This is a genomic window from Phreatobacter aquiterrae, assembly GCF_053471285.1.
In genome coordinates this window covers 474,146-492,571 of the sequence record NZ_JBJPHW010000001.1, presented here as the reverse complement: position 1 = coordinate 492,571, position 18,426 = coordinate 474,146, and the positions used below count along the sequence as shown (strand labels likewise).

18 protein-coding genes are annotated in these 18,426 nt (G+C 67.3%); 7 read left to right on the top strand and 11 right to left on the bottom strand.

The genetic code is table 11. The features are described 5' to 3' along the window. Positions 1-154 precede the first annotated feature (154 nt). Together ACJ4V0_RS02340 and ACJ4V0_RS02335 are read left to right on the top strand one after the other, a co-directional pair. On the top strand, positions 155-1,363 hold the full coding sequence (locus ACJ4V0_RS02340) for an LptF/LptG family permease (RefSeq protein ID WP_448297927.1): 1,209 nt from the start codon (positions 155-157) through the stop codon (positions 1,361-1,363). Next, on the top strand, positions 1,360-2,544 hold the full coding sequence (locus ACJ4V0_RS02335; RefSeq protein ID WP_448297926.1) for an LptF/LptG family permease: 1,185 nt from the start codon (positions 1,360-1,362) through the stop codon (positions 2,542-2,544). Before ACJ4V0_RS02340 ends, ACJ4V0_RS02335 begins: the two co-directional genes overlap by 4 nt. 14 nt (positions 2,545-2,558) lie before the next feature. Here the strand turns inward: ACJ4V0_RS02335 and ACJ4V0_RS02330 are convergent, their stop codons facing one another. Beyond that, a complete protein-coding gene (locus ACJ4V0_RS02330) occupies positions 2,559-3,176 on the bottom strand; it encodes a DUF4833 domain-containing protein (protein WP_448297925.1) in 618 nt (205 codons plus the stop codon). A gap of 181 nt (positions 3,177-3,357) precedes the next feature. On the opposite strand from ACJ4V0_RS02330, the gene ACJ4V0_RS02325 reads away from it, so the two are divergent. Genes ACJ4V0_RS02325 through ACJ4V0_RS02310 form a run of 4 tightly spaced genes read left to right on the top strand, consistent with a single transcriptional unit; the run spans position 3,358 to position 5,633 of the window. Next, a complete protein-coding gene (locus ACJ4V0_RS02325; protein ID WP_448297924.1) occupies positions 3,358-3,636 on the top strand; it encodes an acyl carrier protein in 279 nt (92 codons plus the stop codon). Position 3,637: 1 nt separating this feature from the next. Beyond that, a complete protein-coding gene (locus ACJ4V0_RS02320) occupies positions 3,638-4,852 on the top strand; it encodes a beta-ketoacyl-[acyl-carrier-protein] synthase family protein (protein ID WP_448297923.1) in 1,215 nt (404 codons plus the stop codon). A gap of 56 nt (positions 4,853-4,908) precedes the next feature. After that, the gene (locus tag ACJ4V0_RS02315; protein ID WP_448297922.1) at positions 4,909-5,223 is read left to right on the top strand and encodes a hotdog family protein; all 315 of its coding nucleotides are present in this window, start codon (positions 4,909-4,911) and stop codon (positions 5,221-5,223) included. Further along, the gene (locus ACJ4V0_RS02310) at positions 5,220-5,633 is read left to right on the top strand and encodes a MaoC family dehydratase (RefSeq protein ID WP_448297921.1); all 414 of its coding nucleotides are present in this window, start codon (positions 5,220-5,222) and stop codon (positions 5,631-5,633) included. The genes ACJ4V0_RS02315 and ACJ4V0_RS02310 overlap by 4 nt, the downstream gene beginning before the upstream one ends. Positions 5,634-5,758: 125 nt before the next feature. Here the strand turns inward: ACJ4V0_RS02310 and ACJ4V0_RS02305 are convergent, their stop codons facing one another. The 5 genes from ACJ4V0_RS02305 to ACJ4V0_RS02285 all read right to left on the bottom strand — a co-directional run bounded on the left by ACJ4V0_RS02305 (position 5,759) and on the right by ACJ4V0_RS02285 (position 11,097). Beyond that, positions 5,759-6,553: an SDR family NAD(P)-dependent oxidoreductase gene (locus tag ACJ4V0_RS02305; protein ID WP_448297975.1), complete on the bottom strand. Its 795-nt coding sequence runs from the start codon at positions 6,551-6,553 to the stop codon at positions 5,759-5,761. Positions 6,554-6,567: 14 nt separating this feature from the next. Beyond that, positions 6,568-7,851: a TRAP transporter large permease gene (locus ACJ4V0_RS02300; RefSeq protein ID WP_448297920.1), complete on the bottom strand. Its 1,284-nt coding sequence runs from the start codon at positions 7,849-7,851 to the stop codon at positions 6,568-6,570. A gap of 12 nt (positions 7,852-7,863) precedes the next feature. Continuing rightward, positions 7,864-8,379 (bottom strand): TRAP transporter small permease, encoded by a 516-nt coding sequence (locus ACJ4V0_RS02295; protein WP_448297919.1) that lies wholly within the window; start codon positions 8,377-8,379, stop codon positions 7,864-7,866. A 206-nt stretch (positions 8,380-8,585) separates the two neighbouring features. Next, entirely contained in the window at positions 8,586-9,581 is a 996-nt protein-coding gene (locus ACJ4V0_RS02290) for a TRAP transporter substrate-binding protein (protein WP_448297918.1), read from the bottom strand. Positions 9,582-9,738: 157 nt separating this feature from the next. Continuing rightward, entirely contained in the window at positions 9,739-11,097 is a 1,359-nt protein-coding gene (locus tag ACJ4V0_RS02285; protein ID WP_448297917.1) for an NAD(P)H-dependent oxidoreductase, read from the bottom strand. A gap of 281 nt (positions 11,098-11,378) precedes the next feature. On the opposite strand from ACJ4V0_RS02285, the gene ACJ4V0_RS02280 reads away from it, so the two are divergent. Further along, positions 11,379-12,311: a LysR substrate-binding domain-containing protein gene (locus ACJ4V0_RS02280; RefSeq protein WP_448297916.1), complete on the top strand. Its 933-nt coding sequence runs from the start codon at positions 11,379-11,381 to the stop codon at positions 12,309-12,311. Here ACJ4V0_RS02280 and ACJ4V0_RS02275 read toward each other — a convergent pair. The 5 genes from ACJ4V0_RS02275 to ACJ4V0_RS02255 all read right to left on the bottom strand — a co-directional run bounded on the left by ACJ4V0_RS02275 (position 12,284) and on the right by ACJ4V0_RS02255 (position 18,046). Beyond that, complete coding sequence (locus ACJ4V0_RS02275; RefSeq protein ID WP_448297915.1) at positions 12,284-12,763, bottom strand: DUF2938 domain-containing protein; 480 nt, start codon at positions 12,761-12,763, stop codon at positions 12,284-12,286. The two genes, ACJ4V0_RS02280 and ACJ4V0_RS02275, sit on opposite strands and share 28 nt — an antisense overlap. Before the next feature lie 134 nt (positions 12,764-12,897). Further along, a complete protein-coding gene (locus ACJ4V0_RS02270) occupies positions 12,898-13,365 on the bottom strand; it encodes a nuclear transport factor 2 family protein (RefSeq protein WP_448297914.1) in 468 nt (155 codons plus the stop codon). A 1-nt stretch (position 13,366) separates the two neighbouring features. Beyond that, positions 13,367-14,422, bottom strand: coding sequence for a 2-oxoacid:ferredoxin oxidoreductase subunit beta (locus ACJ4V0_RS02265; protein WP_448297913.1), 1,056 nt, complete (start codon positions 14,420-14,422; stop codon positions 13,367-13,369). 16 nt (positions 14,423-14,438) lie between these two features. Next, positions 14,439-16,274: a 2-oxoacid:acceptor oxidoreductase subunit alpha gene (locus ACJ4V0_RS02260; protein ID WP_448297912.1), complete on the bottom strand. Its 1,836-nt coding sequence runs from the start codon at positions 16,272-16,274 to the stop codon at positions 14,439-14,441. Beyond that, a complete protein-coding gene (locus tag ACJ4V0_RS02255) occupies positions 16,256-18,046 on the bottom strand; it encodes an FAD-dependent oxidoreductase (protein ID WP_448297911.1) in 1,791 nt (596 codons plus the stop codon). Before ACJ4V0_RS02255 ends, ACJ4V0_RS02260 begins: the two co-directional genes overlap by 19 nt. Positions 18,047-18,426 lie beyond the last annotated feature (380 nt).

The window sequence follows — 18,426 nt, the reverse complement described above, 5'->3', positions numbered from 1 at the left end:
GCCGCCGAAGCGGTTAGGGTCGCCAGATGACCTTGCCTTTGCAGTCTTCAATCCAGCTTGCCTTTGACAGTGCGGAACGGACCGCTGTCCGCCGCTGTGAACGGGTAGCTGTCTACACCGATCCCCGTCCCCGGGCCAGCGCGAGCCCGATCAGGTGACCCGCCTGTCCAACCTGTTCCAGCGGCTCGCCGTGTCGTTCGATGCCAATGGACGATCGCGACGCTTCCCGGGCCAGCAGGCACGGCGCATCTCTCGCGACGTGGCTCTCCAGGTTGCCCTGGTGCTGCTGCTGATCGAGAGCATCTTCGTCATGGAACAGCTGATTTCGGGGCTCCTCGAACACCTCTTGAGCACCCGCGCCTCCCTTCCCAAGGCGCTCGGCCTGATGGCGGCCCAGCTTCCGCAGGTCTTCGAACTGGCTCTGCCGACAGCGATCCTCATCGCCGTCTATCGCGTCGCGCTCGGCCTCAGGGAGGATCGCGAGTTCCTGATGCTGTCGAGCCTCGGCATCCCGCCCCACGGGCTCATTCGTCTGGTGATCCGCATCGGCATTGCCGGCCAGATCACGGCCCTTCTCGTCGGCGGGTTCGTCGACCCTCTGTCGCGATATGCGTTTCGGCTGCTGATGTTCTCCACCAGCTATCAAGCCCTCATCGGCGGCCAGTCGACAACGACCCGGCTGTTCGAGACCCGCGCCGGGACCGTCGTCGTGTCGCCGCGCGACGACAGGGAGCCCACCCCCCGGCTTTTCGTGCGCCAGCTCAACCCGGACGGCAGCGAACGCATCGTGATGGCGAATGGCTCGCGGCTCGTCGGCCCCGATGACGACGGCCGCGTGGCGCTGCAACTTTTCGACTTCGCGGTGGACCAGTTCGCTCCAACCCCCGCGGGCGGCGGCGCGGAACGGCCCACGATCGGCTACCAGACCTCGCTCCGGGGCAACTCCACCCAGCAGAGCCTGGTGTTCAACGACATCATCCCCTTCGATCCGCGCGGGCGCAACATATCGGAGCTCATGCTCCCGGAGCTCATTGGCCCCGCGGCGAGCGATCCGGCCCACCGCGTCGAGATCGGCAAGCGGGTCGGCCGCGGATTGCTGTGCGTGATTGCGCCGCTGATCGCGCTGCTGGCCCTGTCGTTCACGACGCGCGCCAATCAGGCCATCGTCCTGCCTGTCGCATGCGCCGGACTGATGGCGACGGAGATCATCGGCACGATGGTCCTGTCCTCGGTGTCATCGGCTGGTCTGTCCGGCGTTCTGGCGCTCCTGTTCGCCGGTGGCCTCTTCCTCGGCGGTTGCCTGACCGCGGCGGTGGCCCTGCGGTCGTCCGCCATCGCCCGGCCGGGACTCGGCCGGACATGACGCTGCTCCTCGACGACCGGCGCGCAGGGGACCCGCAGCGGCGTTTTCGCCTCGTTCCCATCGGCACCTATACGCGCACCCTCATTCTCGCGCAGGCAGGCCATATCGGTACGGTCCTGACGGCGCTGCTGATCATCACGCTGACACTGGATCTGGCCCCGCGTGCGGAACGGGTCGTGGCCGAGGCCGGGCCGGTCGGCCCACTCGGGATCACCGCCCACCTCCTCTGGTATCTGGCGCTGCGCGCCTGCGATACGATCACCCTCGTGCTGCCTCTCGCGTGCTTCCTGGGACTCTGGTGGTCGGAGATCACCTTCACCCAGTCGCGCGAGCGCATCGCCATCTGGAACGGTGGACGGTCGCCCCTTCAATCGATCGTGCCCCTCCTGATTGTCGGCTCGGCCCTCGGCGCCCTGCAGGTCACGTCGCTCGCGGTCCTGCGGCCGGCGGCAGTCGCGATCCAGATCGAGAACGGGATCGGGGAGTACGGCAGGCGGTTCGATCGCGCGCTGAACCCGACCGAACGACGCTGGATCACGCTGCCCAACCACATGATCCAGGCCAGGATCGACTACCGCCACTCCCGGCTTGTCGATGTCCAGCTCTTCGAACTGTCGGGCGAGGGGCGCATGACCGGCCGCATCACCGCGGCGACGGCGGAACCCGACCCGGGCAGCGGCAACTGGCTGTTCCGAAACGGCAGCCGGTGGGTTCCCTCCGCCGAGGGCACGGTTCCCGATCCGACGACCCGCAACGAGCAGGCTTTCTCCGAAGAGCGGATTGCCCTTCCGCTGGACCCGCTCTGGTTGTCCACCCTCGGCATCGAGGCGAGATACCTTCCACAGTCAGTGCTGTCGGACCTCGCCGGCCGTCCGCTTGTCGACGATCCGTCCTACCGAACCTGGTGGCATGTCCGCCTGTCGCAGGCCTTGCTGCCGCTGGGAATGATGCTCATGGCCTCGGCGCTCGCCGCGCGCTTCTTTGCCCAGCGGATTGCCTTCAAGCCGACGATGCTGGTCGGCCTCGCCGGATACTTCATGCACGTCCTCAACAATACGGTGGTGTGGCTCGGCCACTATGGGCAATTGCCGCCCGCCCTGGCCGCCTGGCTCGTTCCGGTGGGACTGAACATCTGTGGCATGGTCCTGATGGTGCGTCTGGGGAGGCCCAGTCCACGCTGACGCGGCGAGACGGCTCAACCCATGTTCAGATTGAGCCTCTCGCGCACGGCCTCGCCGCTGGCGACATCGAAGCCATGGATGTCGACATAGTGGACCTTGGGAATGAGGCGGGTCTTTTCGGCCATGGCGTAGGCATAGACGATCCGGATGGTCCGGGCGCCGACGGCGAAGAGGGCCCGTGGCTTGCCGTCGGGGCCGATATCGACCGTGGCAGCGCGGTTCGGGTAGCCGGCGATCCGCACCGAATAGCGCGCTTCCGGCAGTGCTTCCGTCCTGACACCGAAGGCAAAGAGGCGCTCGAAGAACGAGATGGCCCGCCGGTTGCCGCCATCGTCGTTGTAGCGACGCCAGAACACCTCGACAGGCGCATCGGGATCGAGCGGGCCGTCCGGCCGCCGGCGCGCCGCATAGACCAGGATATTCCTGTCGATGGCCTGCTGGACATAGAAGAGCATCCCCGGATCGCTCGGAACCGGCAGGTCGGGGCGTGCGACGATGAGCGCCCGCGAGACGGTGATCTCCGAGCGGCGGATTGCGATGGGTGGCAGGCGCTCCTGGGCGTGCCCCTGCCCCCCAGCGATGACCGCAAGGGCCGGAGCGGCGATCAGGCTGCGCCGCGATAGATCGACCATACTCGGATCCTCGTTGCCTCGTTCACAGGGACGGCAGTCGATGGCGACGTCCTGCTGCACATCGAACATTAGATAGGGCAGGACGGCAGGTTTCGGAAGCGTCTGGCGTCACATCCGCCGCCGACTGGACATCGGCTGGCAATCATGCGAGGCAACGGCGATGAATCCTGAAGGTCCAAGAATGCCCGAGACAAGCACCCCCTTTGGCGATGATCAGTTGACCCGCGACCTCATCGAGGTGATCTCGAAGGAGGGCATGGTCGACATGGCCGGGGTCACCCCGCAGACCACGCTCGCCTCCCTCAACATCGCCAGCGTCGACTACATGATGATCCTGGCGGCGGTCGAAGAGAAGTTCTCTGTCTATATCCCCATGGACGAGAGCATGGCCGAGGTGACCGATGTCGGCGGTCTTCTGGAAGTGCTGAAGCAGCGCATTCTTGCCGACAAGAAGGCCTGACGTGACGCGCCGCAATGTCGTGGTCACTGGCCTGGGCGCCGTCACGGCCGCGGGCCTGGGAGCAGAGACGCTCTGGTCGGCCGCCTGGCAGGGCCTGTCCGGTGTCCGGCAAGTCACGTTGAACGAGGAGTACAGGCCGCTCATCCGGCACGCGGCCCAGGCTCCGGACGTCGACATCATCGCCCATCTGCCGGGGCGGAAGGCAGCCTTCTTCGATCGGGCCACCTCGCTGGCGATCGTCTCCGCGCTGGAGGCGGTCAAGGATGCCGGCCTCGATGCCGACACGCCCATGGGTTCCCGGACGGCGGTGATCGTCGGCACCGGTATCGGTAACTTCGCCACACTCGAGAACGGCGTGACGGCACTGGCCACCCACGTCCGGCGCCTCGATCCGCTGACGGTCCCGCGCGGCATGATCAGTGCGGCGGCATCTCACATCGGCATGGTCTTCGGATGCACCGGGCCGACCTTCGCCATCTCCAGCGCCTGCGCGTCGTCCGCACAGGCGCTCGGCATCGCGATGCAGATGATCCGGTCCGGCATGTGCGACCGCGCCATCGTCGCCGGCTGCGAGGCCATGGTCACGCCGGCCGGCATGAAGGCGTGGGAGGCGATGCGCGTTCTGTCCCCCGATCTGTGCCGCCCGTTCTCCAAGGGCCGCAACGGCCTTCTTCTCGGAGAGGGCGCGGCGGTGCTCGTGCTGGAAGACGAGGAGACGGCCAGGCAGCGCGGCGGGCGCGTCCGTGCGCGCCTCATGGGTTACGGCACGACGAGCGACGCCAAGGACATGCTGCGTCCGGATCTGGACGGCGCCGCCGAGGCGATGGCCGCCGCCCTGGTCGATGCCGGCGTGAGCGCCGATGCCATCGACTACGTCAACGCCCACGGCACGGGAACGACCCTGAACGACTCGACCGAGAGCGAGGCCGTGGCGCGGATTTTCGGACCGAAAACGGGTTCGCTGCCGGTCAGTTCGACCAAGCCGATCCATGGCCACACGCTTGGCGCCGCCGGCGCGATCGAGGCGGTCATCACCGTCCGGGCCATCGAGGAGGGCCGGGTGCCGCCGACGATCAATCACATGCAGGCGGACCCGCTCTGCCCGATCGACTGCGTGGCCAATGTCGGCCGGGAGCAGTCCATCCGGCACGCCATGACCAACTCCTTCGCCTTCGGCGGGATCAACGCCGTCCTGGTCTTCGGGCGCGGCGGGTGAACGGCCCGGGAGCGACCCGGACGGTCACCTGCACGGCGCGTGTCTCGGCGGCCGACATGGCGCGTTTCAGCGCCGGCATCGGGGCGGCCGATGGCGTCCGCTGGCCGACGACCCTGCCGATCGTGTGGCTGTCCCATCCGGATATCATCGCCGCTGTCAGGGAACTGGCGTCCGACCGGCCTTCCGCCCTGCCCGTACACGAGACGCAGACCATCGAGACGATGGAGACGCCGCCCCTCGACGAGCCCCTGACCGTCGATGCCCGGCTGTCGCGCAGCGATGCCGACCGCATCACCGTCGACACGCTGGTGAGCGATGGATCCGGGCGGGCCGTGGTGCGGCTCCACACCATCCTGCGGCTGGTGCAATGACCCCGCAGCCTGACAAGGGGCATGTGTTCCCCGACCACACCTGCGGCACGATCGACCAGGACCGCGTCCAGAGCTATGCGGATGTGTCGGGTGACGACAATCCCATTCACACCGATGCCGCCGTCGCGCGAAGCATCGGCCTCGACGGGACGATCATCCAGGGGATGCTCCTGATGGCGCTGGCCGATCAGGCGCTAGGCGTCTGGCTGCCCACGGCAACCTGCCGCCGTCTCGCGGTGCGCTTCGCCCGACCCGCCCCCACGGGCGCCTCGATCGTGGTCGGCGGCCGTGTGGTGCAGCGCGATGCGGCAGGCGGGACCGATACGGCCACGCTGCGCATCTTCGTCAAGGACGAGACGGGGACCGTCTTCGCGATGGCGGAAGCGCTGGTCGCCTTCTCTCCCGCCTGAGACCGGCCCAATTGCCAACCTGGGAGGTTCACAACTTCCCGAGGCATGAGGCCGTCGTCGCGCGGCACGGTCTGTATCGCGCGACAGCCTGTTCCAGCCTCCGGAGCGCCGCCGAGCCTGTTCCCTCAGGCGCAGCGGGCGGTCAGGCCGCCATCGACCGGCAGGCAGACGGCATTGATGTAGCCGGCCTCGTCGCTCGCCAGGAAGACGGCGGCGTTGGCGACATCCCAGCCGGTGCCCATGCGCCCCATGGGGGTTGCCTCATGGCGGGCCTTCACCATGTCGTCCGGCGAGGCGTACTGGACGGTGATCTGCTGGTAGATCAGCGGCGTGTCCATCAGGCCGGGCAGGATGGCGTTGCAGCGAATGCCATCGCGCGCATATTGCAGCGCCACGCCGACCGTGAACTGGTTCACCGCGCCCTTGGCTGCGTAGTAGCTGGTATAGGGGTAGCCGGTATAGCGGATGCCGGCCGAGGACGAGATATTGGTGATGACGCCCTTGCCGCGCGCCACCATGGTCGGGATCACCACCTTGCAGGCGAGGAACATGCCGGTGACGTTGAGGTCCATCTCGCGCCGCCATTCGTCCTCGGAGAGGTCCGGCGGACCGCCCATCTTCGCGTGGCCGACATTGTTGTGGAGGATGTCGACGGCGCCGAAGAGCGCGGTGGTGCGGGCGACCACGTCCTCCACCTCCATCAGCTTGGTGACGTCGCATGCGAGCGCCTCGGCCGTGCCGCCTTCGCCGCGGATGATGCCGACCGTCTCCTCGGCCGCCGAGCGGTTGATGTCGACGCAGACCACGCGGGCGCCCGCGCGCGCGTAGGCCACCGCGGACGCCTTGCCGTTGCCCCAGCCGGGTCCGACCGATCCGGCGCCGAAGACGAGTGCGACGCGGTCCTGAAGTCTATTCATGATCATGCTCCGGTGGATCAGCCCAGCACCAGCTTCGGCAGCCACAGGACGAGGCTGGGGAAATAGGTGATGAGGACAAGGACCAGGACGCCGACGGCGAGGAAGGGCAGGACCTCCCTCACTACGGCCTCGATCCGTACATTGGCGAAGTTGCCGCAGATGTAGAGGAGGATGCCGACCGGGGGGGTCAGGAGGCCGAGCATCAGGTTGAAGACCATGACCAGGCCGAAATGGACGAGGTCGATGCCGGCCGCCTCGACGATGGGAATGAGGACGGGAATGAGGATGATCATGGCGGCGATCGCCTCCATGAACAGTCCCACGACCAGCAGCAGGCCATTGATCATCAACAGGATGATCAGCGGATTGTCGGAGATGCTGGTGATGATGCCGGCCACTTGGCGCGGCAGCCCGCTCACCGCCATCAGCCAGCCGAATCCGGAGGCAAAGGCGATGATGATCATGACCACGGCGGTATCCAGCGCCGTCTGGACGAAGATCGGGCCGATGTTGCGCCAGTTGAGTTCGCGATGGATAGCCATGCCGACGAAGGCGGCATAGAGCACGGCGATCGCCGCGCTCTCGGTCACCGTCACGATGCCGCCGGTGATGCCGACGAGAATGAGCACCGGCATGAACAGGGCCCAGCCGGCCTGCCCCGCAGCGGAGACGAGCGCGCGGAAGGGCACGGCCTCGTGCTTCGGGTAGTTCCGCTTCTTGGCGATGATGTAGACGACGACGGATAGGCCGAGCGCCAGCAGCAGGCCCGGAATGACGCCGCCGAGGAAGAGGGCGGCGACCGACACGCCCTTGCCCACCGACAGGCCGTAGATGACGAGCGGGATCGAGGGCGGGATGATCGGCCCCATGACGGAGGCCGCAGCGGTGACGGATGCGGCGAACCCGCCGTGATAGCCCTGCCGCTTCATGCCGGGGATCAGGACCTTGCCGAGCGCCGAGGCGTCGGCGACGGCCGATCCCGAGACGCCGGAAAAGACCATGCAGGACATCACCGTGGTCAGGCCGAGCCCGCCGGTGAAGCGCCCGACGCAGGCATTGGCGAAGGTGATGATGCGTTCGGTGATGCCGCCGACATTCATCAGGTTGCCGGCGAGGATGAAGAACGGGATCGCCAGCAGCGAATAGGAATCAGCGCCGATCAGCGCCCGCTGCGCGAAGAGGGAGAAGGGAAGCGTCCCGTGCCAGGCGATCGCCAGGATGGTCGCAAGGCCCATGGCGAAGGCGATCGGCAGGCCGATCGTCAGCAGCACGAGGAAACCGATCATCAAAACGCTGGCCATGGCGACGCTCCGTCAGAGGTGGACGTCGCCCTGGGGGACGCGCTTGGAGGGATCGACGATCTTCTCGGCCCAGTAGAGAAGGATGAGCGCCGCCGAAACGGGAGCGGCCGCGTAGAAGCTGGACGGCGTGATCTCGAGGGCGCCGAAGGTCTGGCCGAGATTGTCGAGCGAGAGCTTGCCGCCATACCACAGCAGCATGGCGGCGAAGACGAAGATCAGCGCCTGGTTGATCCAGTAGATCACGCGCTGCAGGGGTTTCGGCAGCATCATCACCATCATGTCGATGGCGATGTGGATCATCCGGCGATAGAGCACCGCCGCGCCGAGGAAGGTCACCCAGACGAAGAGGATGCGGCTGATCTGCTCGGACCAGGACAGCGGTGCGCCGAGCACATAGCGGTACCAGACCGCGATCACCGTGATGGCGACGATGGCGGCGATGCAGGCGCCCGCGATGACGGCGCTGGCACGCTCCGTCGCGTCGCAGACGGCGCGCAAGGGTCCGGCCCTGGTGTCTTCCGGCGACATGGCGATTCCCTGATGAGAGACGAGGAGGCGGGGGGGGGGGGCGGGCGGGCGCGGGCTGGCGGGGGGGGGCCCGGCCCGGGCGGGGCCCCGCCGCCGCCCCGGGGCCGGGCGGGGTGATGGGCCGGCGCGTGGGCTTTCCCGTTTGTAGCCGGGGGGGGGGGGGGGGCGGGGGCCCCCCCCCCCCGCCATGGTCGTTCAGGCGATCGTCAGGCGATGGCGCCGATGCGCTGCACCCACTCCTTCACATGGGCGAACTCGTCCTCCATGCCGCGGAGCGTGGCGCGGAAGGCGTCCTTGTCGACCGGATTGATGGCGATATTCTTCGCCTTGACCAGTTCGAGGATGCGGTTGTCGTCGGCGATGACCTTCGGCCGCAGCTCGTTCTCCATGTCGCGGGCCGCCTGGTTGACGGCCTTGCGATGGGCCTCCGACAGGCCGGCATAGACCTGCTCGGACAGGACGATCTGGTTGTCCTGCATCATGTGCTCGGTCAGGGCGAAGTTCTTGTTCACGTCGAAGATGCCGGCATTGTAGGTCAGCGCCATGGGGTTCTCCTGCCCCTCGATGATGCCGGACTTCAGCGCCTGGAAGACCTCCGGCCAGGGCAGCGGCGTCGGCGAGGCGCCGAAGCGCTCGAAGGTCCGGCGCCACAGGGTCGTCTCCGGCACGCGGATCTTGAAGCCCCTGAGATCGGCCGGCGTGCGCACCACGCGGTTGGAGGAGAGCATGCGCGGCATGCGCGGGATCGAGCCGACCGGACGCAGCTTGGCGGCCTTGGCGACGTCGTCGCCATAGGCGCCGATCATCGAGGTCATCACCCGGTCCTTGTGGGCGACATCCTTGAACAGGTAGGGGTAGGTCCAGACGTCGGCCGGGCGGTACCAGCCCGCGAGGATCGAGGCGCCGGGCGAAGCGACCTGGACGGAGCCCTGCAGCAGGCCCTCGACATGCTCGCGCTCGCCGCCGAGCGAGCCGGCATGGTGCGTCGTGGTGGTGATCTGGCCCTGGGTCAGTTCGCCGAGGCGCTTGGCGAAGAAGTCCAGCGACTGGGCGATGAAGTCGGTCGGCGGCGTCGCGCTGGCGCCGATCCAGTTGAGCTTCTGGGCGCGCAGCACGGCTGGCATCGCGACGAGCGCGGAACCGGCGGCAAGGCCGCCCAGCACGGCGCGGCGGGATGCACTCTTGGTGTCGAAGGTCGTCATGTTGGTCCTCCTCAGGGGTCCAGCCCGCTGACCGGGCTCTGTTGGGTGTTTCCTCGGTGCCGGCTTCGCCGGTCTTGTGTCTGCCGCCGGCTTTGCCGGTCGTTCTTGCATGCTTTTGCGCCTCAGGCCGGCACTCCTGGCCCAGGGCGGAAACCGATCACGCCGCGCCGGCGTTGGGGCGGGCGAAGGCCGCCTCCATCTCGCGCCTGACCTTCACCGCGAGGCTGTTCGGGTCATATTCGACGTCGCTCCACTTCAGCCGCTGGCCGAGCTTCACGTCGGTCTTGAGCTTGACGTTATGCGCAAGTCCGAGCGGCAGATAGCCCTGTTCGAGCGAGGCGTCCGCCGGGGTCTGCTTGCCCCAAACGCAGAAGCCGCCTTCGCCGTCCAGCATCTCGCCGGCCTTGAGGTCGCGCTTGGCGGTGGCCACCACGTCCGAGTTGAAGCAGATGGGCGCTCCCGTCGGCTCCTTGCGCAGGGCGGCGGAGGCGACGGAATAGCCGAGTTCGAGGCCGATCATGTGGATCGGGCGATAGAGACAGGCGAACTTGCCGGATGAATCCTGCAGCATGGAATATTCGCGGAAGCACTCCTGGCTGTAGGCGCTGTCGCTCTCGAAGACGACATAGGTGCCCATGACGAGGGAGTGCGGCACGTCGGTGCCGTCGCGATAGACCGACGAGGTCACTTCGGTGACGCCGGCCTTCTCCAGAACACCGCCGGCCGAGCGCGGCTTGCAGATCTCGGCATGTTCGAAGCGGGTCGCCGGCGGGAAGGACAGGCCCTCCGACTGCGCATGCAGGCCGGTGGCATTGCACACCGCCGTCATCTCGATGCCGGACTTGGTGCCATCGACGAAGGAGTTGAACATCTTCGGGTTGATGGAGTTCCGGTCGCGGATCTTCATATATTTGTCGAGGATGTCCCACACCGTGTCGGGCGTCGACTGGTGGTAGGTCGGGTGGTAGCGCGTGCCCTTGCCGGCGGCGACGACGCGGAAGCCGCAGGCGCGGGCCCAGTCGACATGATCGGCGATGAGGGCGGGCTGGTCGCCCCAGGCGAGCGAATAGACGACGCCGGCGGCCTTCGCCTTGCGGGCGAGGATGGGGCCGGCCACCGCATCGGCCTCGACATTGACCATGACGATGTGCTTGCCGTTCTCGATCGCCTTGATGGCGAAGCGGATGCCGGCGCCGGGATCGCCCGTGGCCTCGATGATCACCTCGATGGCCGGGTGGGCGACCAGCAGGTCGGCATTGTCGAGAATGGCGGTGCGGCCGGTCATCAGCGCATCATCGATGGACGGCGCCGCATACTGCTCCTCGGGCCAGGAGCCGGCCTTGAGCTGCGAGCGGGCGCGGTCGGGATTGAGGTCCGCGACGCCGACGAGGTGCATGCCCTCGGTGAGACGGCACTGGCTGGCGAACATGGTGCCGAACTTGCCGGCGCCGATGAGGCCGACGGTGACCGGGCGGCCCGCCGCCTTCCGCTCGAGAAGCATCCGATGAAGGTTCATGCGACGATCGTCCTCCGACTGTTCGGACGTCGTGCCCCCCGCATGGAGAGCATGGGACCGCCTGGTGTCTCGGAAAATCGCGGGAACGTTGGGCCGAATGCACGCGCTCGCCGCACGCCGTGCCGCGTTCGCGCTGCGATGCCGCGTGACCGCGGCGCCCTGCCTTTCCTCCCCGCGGCTCCGTTGTCCGGGCCGTCGACGTCTGTTGCAGGAACGCTAACAAGGATGCCAAATTCATGGAAACGAAATAAACTGCTGAAATCGGTGAAAGGAATTCACACATGATCCGTGGCATGCCGCCCCTGAAATGCCTCCAGACCTTCTCGGCGGCGATGGAGACCGGCAGCTTCTCGCGGGCAGCAGAGCAGCTCAACGTCACGCCTTCGGCGGTCAGCCACCAGATCCGCGTGCTGGAGGACATTCTCGGCAAACCGCTGTTCGTGCGCCGCAACCGCACGGTCCAGCCGACCGAGGACGCCGTCGCCTATGCCAATGCGCTGGGCGAGAGCTTCACCCGCATCGCCGTGGCGACGAGCCGCTTCTCGTCGGAAGGATCGATCCAGCGCCTGATGCTGCATTCGGCGCCCAGCCTGGCCACACTCTGGCTGGTGCCGCGCCTCGGCTCCTTCCGCCGTCGCCATCCAGAGATCGACCTGACGCTGTTTGCCGGCCACGAACCCGCCAATCTGGGCGACGACGGCTTCATGATCGACATCCAGTACAACCGGCCGGTGCCCGAGGCCTGCGAGGGGATCGTGCTCGGCGAGGAAACGGTGGTGCCGCTGGCCAGTCCCGACTTCGTGGCGCGCCACAGGCTGGGCCGGGTCGAGGACATCAGTGCCGTGCCGCTGATCCATTCCGTGCGCAGCGTGGTGCAGTGGGACCAGTGGATCGCCCGGCACGCGCCGCATGTGATGCTGCCGGGCCGCGGCATGACATTCGACCGCGCCTATCTCGGGCTGATGGCGGCACGCGACGGCCTCGGCCTGATGCTGGAATCCAACCTCCAGGCCTCCGGCATGCTGCGCGCCGGCGAACTCGTCATGCCCTTCGGGCCGCTCGGCATCACAGCGGTGGCGCACCGCCTCGTCTATCGCCGCGAGGACAGGGCGCGGCCGCAGATCGAGGCCTTCATCGCCTGGATCACCGAGGAGATGGCGGCGGAACGGACGAGCGCCGATGGGCCTCAGCGTGTCAGGAGGGCCGCGAAGTAGAGGCCGAGGCCGAAGACGGTGTGGCCGAGGACGTTGAGCATGCGGATCTGCATGGCGTTCTCACGCTTCGAGGCGGCGATGCCGGCGCCCATGCCCGGCTGCAGGATGAACCAGCCGCAGCCGATCGTGACGTAGCCGACGATCAGCGCCGGGACGAGCGTCGGCACGCGCGCCCAGCCGAGGCCCCAGATGGCGAGCAGCGCGGCGGCGAAGACAACGCCCACCGCGTAGTGGAAGACCCAGCCGATGGCGCGTTCGTTCGGCACGGGCGCGGCCCTGCCGATGTCGTCGTGGACGTAGCGCCCCTGCGGCAGGTGGCCGACCCATCGCCCGACCATGGCCCAGTTCGGCGGCGCGATGGCGAAGGCGCGCTGGAGGAACAGCGCCCAGAGGTCGAGCAGGGCGGTGGCCGCGACGCCGAGCACGATGGATCGCCAGATGAATTCGAACATGGACGGAGCCTCTCCCTTCCGCGCTCTCGCGGCGCGGCGCATCGGGTCAATCTGAACGATTGAACCGGCGGCGGGAAGCCGGAGCGGCGCGGTTGGCAGGGTTGCGCGGGCGGGCGACCTGTTGGACGCCCCCCTCAGTCGAGGTGGCGCCGCATTTCGTTCCGCGCCTTCAGCGCCGCGCCCTGCCGCCCCAATATCTTCGCGATGCGCTCGGGTGCGAAGCCGAGATCGACGAAGGCGGGGCCGGTCTCGGCTACCTCGCGGTAGTCGGCGATCCTGCCGTCCTTGAGGCGGATGATGGCGACGCCCTCGAACATCGCCCGCGCGCCCTTCGCCTCGGGCAGCGTCGAGCGATAGGAGAAAGTGTAGCGGGCATAGAGGATGCGGCCGTCGCTCACGGGGTCATGGAAGTCCCAGCGGAAATCCTCGGCGGTCCGGTAGAAGACGTCCTCGATCATCGCCGCGAGGGCGTCCGGCCCGCGGAACTCGCCGTAGAAGACGTCGTGATAGACGCCGTCGGCGGTGAACAGGGCGGCGAAGGCGCGCCCGTCCCGGCGCGCCACCGCATCGCGAAAGGCCGCGAGAAGCGCCGTCGGTTCCATGTCAGCGCAAACCGGCGTTGATCTTCGCGAGGGCCGCGGCGCCCGGCACCAGATCGCGGTCGGTCATGGCGTTGAGCGGCTTCCTCGCCGTCCCGAGCCGGGCGTGCATGTCGCTTGCCGTCTCGTCGAGATAGATGAGGCCGGTGGCGATCTCGCCGCTGGTTGCGACCTCGTGCAGATAGGCCATGGCGGCGCCACGGTCGGTCACGTCGTAGTGCGAGGCGAGCTTGCGCAGCCGGATCACCGAGCCGTCGTGCAGGCGCACGTCCTGCGCCTCCCCTTCCGCATATTCGGCGGTGATCGGTGCGCGCGTCGTCACGAAATCCAGCGTGTTCAGCGCCTCGTTGTGGGCCCGCACATAGTCGAAGCTCCTGGTCGAGCCCTCGTGGTTGTTGAAGGCGACGCAGGGCGAGACGACGTCGATGAAGGCGGCGCCCTCATGCTCAAGGGCGGCCTTGATCAGCGGCACCAGCTGGTCCTTGTCGCCGGAGAAGGAGCGGGCGACGAAGCTCGCGCCGAGCTGCAGGGCCATGGCGGCGAGGTCGATGGCCGAATCCGGGTTGGCGACACCCTTCTTGCTCTTCGAGCCCTTGTCGGACGTCGCCGAGAACTGGCCCTTGGTGAGACCGTACACGCCGTTGTTCTCGACGATATAGACCATGTTCACGGCGCGGCGCATGGCATGGGCGAACTGGCCGAAGCCGATGGAGGCGCTGTCGCCGTCGCCGGAGACGCCGAGATAGATGAGGTCGCGGTTGGCAAGGTTGGCGCCCGTCAGCACCGAGGGCATGCGCCCGTGCACCGAGTTGAAGCCGTGGCTCTGGCCAAGGAAGTAGGTCGGCGTCTTCGACGAGCAGCCGATGCCGGACAGCTTGGCGATGCGGTGCGGCGGCAGCGACAGCTCGAAGCAGGCGCGCATGATCGCCGAGGAGATCGAATCGTGGCCGCACCCCGCGCAGAGCGTCGAGATGGCGCCCTCGTAGTCGCGATGGGTGAAGCCGAGCTCGTTGGTCTCGAGCTTCGGGTGATGGAACTTCGGCTTGGCGAGATAGGTCATGACGAAGGTTCCCGGATCAGGACAGGACCTGCCGCTTCTGCGGCGAGGAGACGACGGCGGCCTTGACCGCGATCTCCCTGCGGATGAAGCGTGCGGTGATGGGCGTGCCGTCGAAATGCAGCACGGGGACAAGCTGGGCCGGATCGATGCCGCACTCGATCATCAGCAGCGAGCGCAACTGGGCATCGCGATTCTGCTCCACCAAGAAGACGATCTCGTGGGCGGCGATGAAGTCGGTCACTTCGTGCGAGAAGGGGAAGCCGCGCACGCGCAGGGCGTCGACATGGACGCCGTCGGCGGCCAGCAGCTTCACCGCCTCGTCCATGGCAGGGCCGGTCGAGCCATAGTGGATGACGCCGATGCGGGTCGGCTGGGCGCCGCGCATCAGGACGGGCGCCGGCACGAGCGACTTCGCCGTTTCGAACTTCTTGAGGAGCCGTTCCATGTTGTCGACGTAGGGCCCGCCCTCCTCGGTGTACCGGGCGTAGCGATCGCGCGAGGTGCCGCGGGTGAAGAAAGCGCCGCGCGTCGGATGGGTGCCGGGATAGGTGCGGTAGGGGATGCCGTCGCCGTCGACGTCGAGATAGCGGCCGAAATCGCGGCCGGCCTCGAGTTCGGCCGCCGTCATCACCTTGCCGCGGTCGAGAACGCGGGAGTCGTCCCATTCCAGCGGCGCGCAGAGATGCTGGTTCATGCCGATGTCGAGATCGAGCATGACGAAGACCGGCGTCTGCAGCCGGTCGGCGAGGTCGAAGGCCTCCGCGCCGAAGACGAAGGCCTCGTGCGGGTCGCGCGGGAACAGCATGACGTGCTTGGTGTCGCCGTGCGAGGCATAGGCGCAGAGCAGCAGGTCCGACTGCTGGGTGCGCGTCGGCATGCCGGTGGACGGCCCGCCGCGCTGCACGTCGAAGAGCACCGCGGGGATCTCGGCGAAATAGGCGAGGCCGAGGAATTCCTGCATCAGCGAGATGCCGGGGCCGGAGGTTGCGGTGAAGGCGCGCGCGCCGTTCCACCCGGCGCCGATGACCATGCCGATGGAGGCGAGTTCGTCCTCCGCCTGGACGATGCCGAAGCGCTTCTCGCCTGTCTCCGGATCGACCCTCAGACGATTGCAGTAGCGCTCGAAGGCCTCGGCCAGCGAGGTGGACGGGGTGATCGGGTACCAGGCGCAGACGGTGGCGCCGCCATAGACGGCGCCGAGCCCGGCGGCGGCATTGCCTTCCATGAAGATGCGGTCGCCGATGCTGTCGGAGCGGCGCACCCTCAGGCCGATCGGACAGGAGAAGTGCTCCAGTGCGTAGGAGTGGCCGATATGCAGCGCCTTGATGTTCGGCGCGATCAGCTTGTCCTTGCCCTTGAACTGCTCCCCGATCAGCGTTTCCAACTCGTCGATGGCGATGTCGAGCAGCGCAGCGAGAGCCCCCACATAGATGATGTTCTTGAACAGCTGGCGCTGGCGCGGGTCGGTATAGGTGCGGTTGACGATGTCGGTCAGCGGCATGCCGAGGACGACGATGTCGTCGCGGAACTTCTCTGGCGGCATGGGACGGGAGGAATCGTAAAACAGATAGCCGCCGGGCTCGATGGCGGCGACGTCCTTGTCCCAGGTCTGCGGGTTCATCGCCACCATCATGTCGGTGCCGCCACGGGCGCCGAGATGGCCGGCCTCCGTCACCCTCACCTCGTACCAGGTCGGCAGGCCCTGGATGTTGGAGGGAAAGATGTTGCGCGGCGCGATCGCCACGCCCATCCGCATCACCGAGCGGGCGAAAAGCTCATTGGCGCTCGCCGAACCCGATCCGTTGACATTGGCGAACCGGATGACGAAATCATTCACACTCTCGATCGGCATCCGTGCCCCGCATGTGTCATTTCGATGAGGGATTTCTGCATGTCCCAGGCGCCCGTCGGGCAACGCTCCGCGCACATGCCGCAATGGAGACAGACGTCCTCGTCCTTGACCATGACGCGGCCGGTCTTGAGACCATCCTGGAGATAGAGCGCCTGGTCACGGTTCTCTGCGGGGGCATTCAGGCGGCCGCGCAGGTCCTCCTCCTCGCCGTCCTCGGTGAAGGTGATGCAGTCCATCGGGCAGATGTCGACGCAGGCGTCGCACTCGATGCAGAGTTTCGCCTCGAACACGGTCTGCACGTCGCAGTTCAGGCAGCGCTGCGCCTCGGCGTGGCCGAGCTTGAAGTCGAAGCCGAGTTCGACCTCCTGGCGGATGTCCTTGAGCGCCACCTCGTTGGCGACCATTGGAACCTTGTAGCGTTCGTCGAGCGCGATGGCGTTGTCATAGGACCATTCGTGGATGCCCATCTTCTGGCTGATGAGGTTCATCATCGGCGGCGGGCGGTCGCTGACCGGCGCGCCGCGGCAGAAGGCATCGATGGAGATCGCCGCCTCGTGGCCATGGGCCACGGCGGTGATGATGTTCTTCGGGCCGAAGGCGGAATCGCCGCCGAAGAAGACGTTCGGCAGCGACGACTGGAAGGTGTCCTTGCCGAGGACCGGCAGCCCCCATTTGTCGAAGGCGACACCGGCATCGGGCTCGATCCACGGGAAGGCGTTCTCCTGGCCGACGGCGATCAGCACGTCGTCGCAGGGCACCAGGAGGTCCGGCTCGCCGGTCGGAACCAGCTTGCGGTTGCCCTTGTCGTCATAGACGGCCTCGACCTTCTCGAAGGTCATGCCGGTCAGCCGCCCGCCCGCGTGCTCGAAGGTCTTCGGCACCATGAAGTTGAGGATCGGGATGCCCTCGTGCATCGCATCCTCCTTCTCCCAGGGAGAAGCCTTCATCTCGTCGAAGCCGGAGCGGACGATGACCTTGACCTCCTCGCCGCCGAGGCGGCGCGAGGAGCGGCAGCAGTCCATGGCGGTGTTGCCGCCGCCGAGCACGATGACGCGCCGGCCGATCTCCGTGACATGGCCGAAGGCGACCGAGGCCAGCCAGTCGATGCCGACATGGATGTTGGCGGCGGCCTCCCAGCGGCCGGGCAGATCGAGGTCGCGGCCGCGCGGCGCGCCGGTGCCGACGAAGATGGCGTCATAGCCCTCGGCCAGCAGGCCTTTCAGGCTGTCGATCCGGCGCCTGGCCTCGAAGACCGCACCCGCGGAGAGGGCAAATCCCACCTCCTCGTCGATGACGCTGTCCGGCAGGCGGAATTTCGGAATCTGCGAGCGCATGAAGCCACCGGCCTTCGCCTCGCCGTCGAAGACGGTGACCTCATAGCCGAGCGGCGAGAGGTCGCGGGCCACCGTCAGCGATGCGGGGCCGGCGCCGATGCAGGCGACGCGCTTGCCGTTCCGTTGCTCGGGTGGCTTCGGCAGGTAGGCGGCGACGCCGTTCTTGTTGTCGGCGGCGACCCGCTTCAGCCGGCAGATGGCGACCGGCTCCTCCTCGACCCGGACGCGGCGGCAGGCCGGCTCGCAGGGGCGATCACAGGTGCGGCCGAGGATCCCGGGGAAGACGTTGGACTTCCAGTTGATCAGGTAGGCGCCAGTATAGTCCCCCGCCGCGATCCGGCGGATATATTCCGGAACCGGCGTGTGCGCCGGGCAGGCCCACTGGCAATCGACGACTTTGTGAAAGTAGTTCGGATCGGCAATATCCGTCGGCTTCACGCATGTCCTCCCATTCCGAAAACGCCGATCGATCGACGCTCCAGCCCGGCAGGCACGGCGTGACGCAATGCGCGCATGCGCTGAACTTCCGATCGACGCAGGTTGGCCCGCTCTGCCGGCGGGTCTCCACCTTTGAACAAGTCTGAACAGAAATCGGTCAATATGTCGATGACCTTGCAGGAATTTTCCGCAAGGGTGCCGTCGCCGGAGCGGCCGTCGGCGCCCCGGATCGCATCGCGGCTGGAAGGCCCGCGACGCCCCGCCGCAGGGGCCGGCGAGGGTGCAGCGCAACCGGTGCGGCGACAGGTCGCCATCGTCCAGCGGGTTGCGGCGCAACACCACCTCGTCAGCGTTCCCTAGAAGGGAACGAGTCATCATGC